3 protein-coding genes and 2 pseudogenes are annotated in these 5633 nt (G+C 68.8%); 3 read left to right on the forward strand and 2 right to left on the reverse strand.

What is annotated here, in order from left to right:
- Positions 1-71: 71 nt before the first annotated feature.
- Positions 72-444, reverse strand: a pseudogene (tpg, locus tag AAHZ94_RS27495) (telomere-protecting terminal protein Tpg); the annotation flags it as partial.
- Positions 445-780: 336 nt separating this feature from the next.
- Between tpg and AAHZ94_RS27500 the strand changes: the two are divergent.
- The 3 genes from AAHZ94_RS27500 to AAHZ94_RS27510 are packed head-to-tail and all read left to right on the forward strand — an operon-like array spanning position 781 to position 4118.
- Positions 781-1266 carry a DNA-binding protein gene (locus AAHZ94_RS27500; RefSeq protein WP_349996154.1) on the forward strand — a complete coding sequence of 162 codons (486 nt, stop codon included), beginning with the start codon at positions 781-783 and terminating at the stop codon, positions 1264-1266.
- Positions 1267-1290: 24 nt separating this feature from the next.
- Entirely contained in the window at positions 1291-3396 is a 2106-nt protein-coding gene (locus AAHZ94_RS27505; RefSeq protein WP_349996150.1) for a hypothetical protein, read from the forward strand.
- Entirely contained in the window at positions 3396-4118 is a 723-nt protein-coding gene (locus AAHZ94_RS27510; RefSeq protein ID WP_349996152.1) for a helix-turn-helix domain containing protein, read from the forward strand. The genes AAHZ94_RS27505 and AAHZ94_RS27510 overlap by 1 nt, the downstream gene beginning before the upstream one ends.
- 149 nt (positions 4119-4267) lie before the next feature.
- Here AAHZ94_RS27510 and AAHZ94_RS27515 read toward each other — a convergent pair.
- A pseudogene (locus AAHZ94_RS27515) lies at positions 4268-5561 on the reverse strand (UvrD-helicase domain-containing protein); the annotation flags it as partial.
- Positions 5562-5633: the final 72 nt, after the last annotated feature.

The raw sequence follows: 5633 nt of genomic DNA on the forward strand, positions 1-5633 counted from the left end.
TGTGTTCCTTGGTCGGATCACATGCTCAACCGAAGGCCGCCTGTACGTACGGCAGTTACCAATCCGAGTGATCAAGTACGAGGACTCGTTCGGACTCCGAGATTAAAGATAAAGCTAGGCAGCGTCTTGTCGGGGGTCCCGGCCCGGCGGGGTCCTGCAGCCGTGAAGTAGACCTTGCCCAGGGCCTCGGCGGCGATGCGTCGGAGCCGGACCTTGGCGGCGCCTTCTTCCTGGGCTGTGAAGAGGCGAGCGGCGTGTTGTGGGGGCAGGGCAAGGGCGAGGTGACGCATGCGGGCGTCGTCGGTGCTGCCGGGCGGCGGTGTAGCCGAAGCGGGCCTGGGCGTCGATCATGATGCCGGCGGTGGTGGCCGCGTTCTGTTTGGCCTTGGCACGGATCTGCGGCTGCCAGCGGGCGCGGACCTCGCGTTCGAGCTGGTGGGCGAGCTATGGCGGCCCGCGCGCACCTCGCAGGTGCAACTCCCCGAACGATTATGTAAGAGCCAGCCCTGGCCCGGCCGCATGGCTGCAATCAGTCATCAGAGCCTCCCAGTTAGCGAAGAGCCGCATCGCGTGATCCGACCGGCACACACTTTGACTGCCCTCGTCGTTCCTGCCTAGTATGCATGCCTGATCAGATATCAGAGTGGGGATTGCGAGAGGGTTGGGGTGCTACTCACGACCGGACAAGCGGCCGGAGAGCTGGGCTGCGCCGTCACGACCTTCCGGCGCCTGGTCCAAGCAAATCTGCTGCCCGGTCTGTCCCATCGCGGTGTGCGCGTCATGATCCCGTTGTCCGTCGTGCAGGCCCTCAGTGCGCGCCGGTACGCGCCTTTGGGCCGGCTGGGCGTGCAAGAGATCGCCGTCCTGAGAGTCGACACGGCCCGGCGGGCAGACGACCCGGAGCGGGACTGGATCGGTTTCGCCGCCACGCTCACTCCCGACGATCTCCTCAAGGCTCTGCGCGGTTGGTGGAGGTGCGACGCGGCCAGTGTCGCTGCCGGGGGAGTACTGCCGGTGACCTTGTCCGGCTACGTTGTGGCCGTTCTGACCGGCCTGGAACGGTGGGAGAAGAACACCGAAGGCCGGCATGCCTTCCCCGAGGCCCGGCTGACCGGCTACGTCACCGACCTCGCCACCCCAAAGATCACTATCGCCTCCACCGCAGACAGCGATCGCCAGCTCGCCGAACTGCTCCTCGGCACCCGGCTGACCTCCCACTCGGGCGGAGCCATCGCCTACGTGCCCACGAACGCCACAGCTCACTGACCAGGTCCGGACAAGGAAAGCCTTATGGACGCACAGAGCTTCAACGCCGCGCTGGCAGACCTGCGCGGTGTGCGGGACCAGATCAAGAAGGTGCGGGCCGTGCTGGAGAAGCTGGAAGCGGACCGGAACAAGCGGATCGTCCATCTGGCCTCCTATGAGAAGGCGAAAGCGGAACGGATCGCCCCGGCGGCCGGACTGAGCGTGGCCGACATCGTCGCCCTCGCCCCCAATCTGGCGCCCGACAGCCTTGCCGTACAGCAAGCCCCGCAGCCACCGGCACCGAAGCCGTCCCCCGTGAAGGCTCCTTCCGAAGCCGTAGCCTCACTGCTGGCGCAGACACAGGCAGCTCCAACACCCACAGATGCCGGCGCCTCCGCAGGCACTGCTGCCCCTGACGGGGCACACACAGCGTCCTCGAGGCCGCCCGCCGCACCCCCGGAGGCGCCGCGGGAACTGCCGGCGATTCCTGCCGGTTCCAGCGGTGACGCCTGGTTCGCCCACACCCCCGGCCTGGTCTCCACCCGCCCGAACTTCACCCAGCAGGCGCGCTCCACGGTCTTCCTGGACGCCACCGCAGGGGTCCTGGTCCACCGCAGCCAGACCCACCACCTCGACCTCGCCAGCCGCTCTGCCGCGGACATCCTCACCGCCGTCTTCCATACCATCCCCGAGGGCGTGGAGCGGATCTACGTCACCGCAGGCGACCCGTGGCACCGGGACGCTGACCGCTACCCCTACCTGCGTGACGGCGTCGCCGCCTGGCTCAACGCCCCCATCCCGGGCTGGCGTACCGATACGGGCCGCGGACGCGACCGCATGGCCGGACACTTCGTCCACGCCCGCAACCCCGTCGGCCGCTACCAGTCCGAGAGCGGCGACATGCGCGTGGAGATCCGCTCGGTGGGGGAGTGGTTCGACACCGACGGCGACGACCCTCACACCATTCGCGACGCGTTCGTGCTGCTGTGGCAGGCGCTACGCCGCCACTGGGACGACGCGGTCATCATGGGCTCCCCCTCTCAGACCGGCCGCGACCTGTGGACGCGCACCATCCCCACCCGCGGCCAGCACGCCGACGGCTTCCCCGTCCTGTCGGAAGAACTGCGCGGCCTGCTCCACGCCACAGCCGGACAGGGCCGCAACGAGCTGCTCACCCCGCCCCGCGTGCCCGAGTATCTGCCCCAACTCGTCGAGTACGACCGCACCTTCGCCTACGCCAAGCACACCTGGAAATCCCCCGTCGGCACACCCCGTCGCATCACCGCCCACTCCTTCGCCGCCTGGAGCGAGAAGGAACAGATGCGGGCCCTGTACGGGTGCGGGCACTGGCACGTGCGCGTCACCGTGCCCGACACCTGGAACCATGTCGGTCTCCTCCCCGCACCCGCACCCGGAGACCGCGCCTGGCACTACCCCGCCCAGCCCGGAACCACCTTCACCACCTGGGCGGGCGGCCCCGAGATCCACACCGCCCTGACCAACCCCCTGACACCGTGGAAGATCGAAATCCTCGACGGCATCCTGTGGGAGGACGGCAAACCGCTGGACGACTGGGCCAAAAAGCTCAAGGAGACCTGGACCAACCTCTCCGCGCAGGCCCACTTCCAGGGCGATCCCCAGCAGGCCCGCGCCGCCCACCTCGCCTCCCGGGCCGTGCGCTCCATCCTGCTCTACGGCATCGGCTCCTTCGCCCAGCGCCCCCGCATGGTCACCGGCACCACCCCACGCACCATGGAACGCGACGTACCGCCGGACGCCGAAATCATCGGCTTCGACAACGAACTGATCACCTGGCAGAAACCGACTGGCTTCACCCGCGACCCCAACGCCCACCCGGAATGGGCCGCCGCGATCTGGTCCGCCGCCCGCGCCGCCCTGCTCACCCAACGCCACCGCGACGACGACACCTACGCCGGAGCCCTGCACACCGAGCCCGGCACCGTCGTCGCCTTCCGCACCGACGCCCTCTACCTCACCCAGCCCCACCGCTGGCCCTACCACCACCAGCCCGGCGACTACCTCCTCAAGGGACACCTCACCGGCCCCGTTGCCGCTCCCACCACGGAAGAAGAACTCCTCGCCCTGCGCGACGCCGGACGAGCCGCCCTCACCACCCGCCAGGAGAGCTGATGCCGTCCCGCCCCCGCCGCAAACAGCCAAGGACGCGGGCCCAGTTGAACGAGGCGGCCCGCCTCGCCGACCGGCTCCAACAGGCCGGCTACACCAAACGGGACATCGCCCGCATCATCGACCGCGACCCGTCCCTAGTCTCGCAGTTCTACACCAAGAACAAAGGCGCAGCCTTCGTCCCCGCCCTCCAGCAGGTCCTGACTGCTGTCGAGACCGGCGGCATCACCGACCTGCCCGAACTCGCCGCCCTCGCCGCCCGCCACACCCAGCGCCGCACCACCGCCGCCGGCACCCGCGCGCGCGTGCGCACCAAAGCCGTCCTGATCACCCCCACCGGCTCCGGAACGGGCCGTGTCGGCGCCCAGGCCATCGCCTCCGGATCCGCCCGCCTGCGCCCCCTGATCGCCGAAGCGGCCCATCAGGACCTGCGTCTTGCCCTCACTGTCCGCCTGGCCAAGACCGGCTACCTGCACCCCTCGGGTGCTCGCACCGATTCACCCGGCATCCGCCGCGACGTGATCCAGCGAGCCGACCACACCGAGGAACGCTCCTACGGCTCTGCTCAGACGGGTGGCTTCGACGCTGCCGACTTCGCCCGCCGCGTCGACGCTGCGGGTGGAGACGTCACCGCCGCCGTCCATCACTGGTTGGTTGAGACTGGACGCATCCGGGAAGACGCGCAGATCCTCCACCTCGAAGTGCGAACCTGGCGCCGGCGCTGACCAAATGCCTGAAGGGCAAAGCACAACGACAGTGCTATCCGCGCACGCAACGCCCTCCTCGAGCGTGGCCGTACCGCGGGTGAGGCGATCCGGGATTTCGCGCTGGCGGCTGTCAGCGCCTACCGCTGACAGGCCGAATGAGGCGGCCTTCACGCCGCACTGGGGGCAGCAGGGTAGCTGTCGATCCATGCCAGGCCGCCGAGGTCGAGCTGGTGGCGAGCGCGGGTGACAGCGACGTAGGCGAGGCGGGCGTCGGTGTCAGCGATCGGCTCGGGGATGGGACGGCCCTGGCTGTCGCGCTGGTCACTGTCCTTAGGTGGGGAAAATCGTCGGCGATCTTGACCCGTGGCCACTCGCGGCCTTTCGCGGTGTGCGCGGTGCAGTCGGTTACATCGGCATGGTCCTCGTCGGTGAGCTGGTCGACGGCGGCGAGCATGGCGTCGTGGCCGTGGGTGTCGACGAGGTCCACGAATGGCTGGACGTCACGGCCAGCAGGATCGTGGGCGGCATAGTCCTGCAGTTCGCACCAGGAGGCGAACAGGACGAGCTCGGGGTGACAGGTGCGTCGGCCGTCCTTGAGGTCGCGGGCGGCGAGCGCCAGCGCAGCCAACTGCTGCCTTCCACGGGTGAGCGCTACGCGGTGACCGGCGGCGAGCAGGCGCATGACCTCGGTCATGGCGCCGATGTTGGTGCGGCACAGCAGCGCCTCGGGGCAGTTGAGGCTGCCGACCTCAGCGGGGACGGTGTCAGTGCCGGTGAGTCGGATGGGGGCGGCGGCCAGTGCCAGCCACCGGTTGGCCTCTTCGGCGATCACAGGGCCGAAGCGGAAGGAACGGGTCAGCGAGAGGGCTGTGGCGTCGAAGCCGGTCATCACGTCGCGGGCACCGCGCCAGCCGTAGATGGCCTGGGCGGAGTCGCCGACCATGACGAGCTGGGCGTGGCCCTGCTGGGCGGCGAAGGCCTTCTCCAGAACCGGGTTGGTGTCCTGAGCCTCATCCAGGAGGAGAAAGTCCGCTTCGATCTTCGGGTCGGTCAAGGCCCACATTCTGAGGTAGTGATCGTGCTCGAAGCGCACCACACCCCGGTCGGGGTTCTGCAGATCGGTCCAGGCCTTGACCGCGACCGGCACGATGACGCTGGCGAGCTGTGCATGCTCGCCAGGCGTGTCCAGACGGCGCAGGGCCGGCACGTGGTGGTCGGCCAGGTCGCGGTCGGTGGAGTAGCAAAAGCGTGTGACGGTGCGCAGCACGGTGTGAGAGAGCGTGCGGGTGCCGATCTCGTGATCGCCGATGCGACGGGCTTGGTGATACCGAGCGCTTGTCCGACCTTCCAGGCCGGCTGGCGTGGGCTGTTCAGGCGGCCCGTGTAGCGATGGCCGAGCGCGGCATAGGCGGTGGCATGAGCGGTCCTGCACACCACCGTGCGGGGGAAACGGGTGGTGGCTTCGTTGATCTCTAAGAACAGCGTTTGTCGACGGTTTCCGGAGGCGGTTGGCGATCAATGGGCTCGTGAATG

This window comes from Streptomyces sp. HSW2009 (genome assembly GCF_040240285.1).
Taxonomy (GTDB): Bacteria; Actinomycetota; Actinomycetes; order Streptomycetales; family Streptomycetaceae; genus Streptomyces.

Coding starts and splice junctions, on each gene's coding strand:
- AAHZ94_RS27500 (WP_349996154.1), top strand. CDS start 781: ATGATCCCGTTGTCCGTCGTGCAGGCCCTCAGTGCGCGCCGGTACGCG.
- AAHZ94_RS27510 (WP_349996152.1), top strand. CDS start 3,396: ATGCCGTCCCGCCCCCGCCGCAAACAGCCAAGGACGCGGGCCCAGTTG.
- AAHZ94_RS27505 (WP_349996150.1), top strand. CDS start 1,291: ATGGACGCACAGAGCTTCAACGCCGCGCTGGCAGACCTGCGCGGTGTG.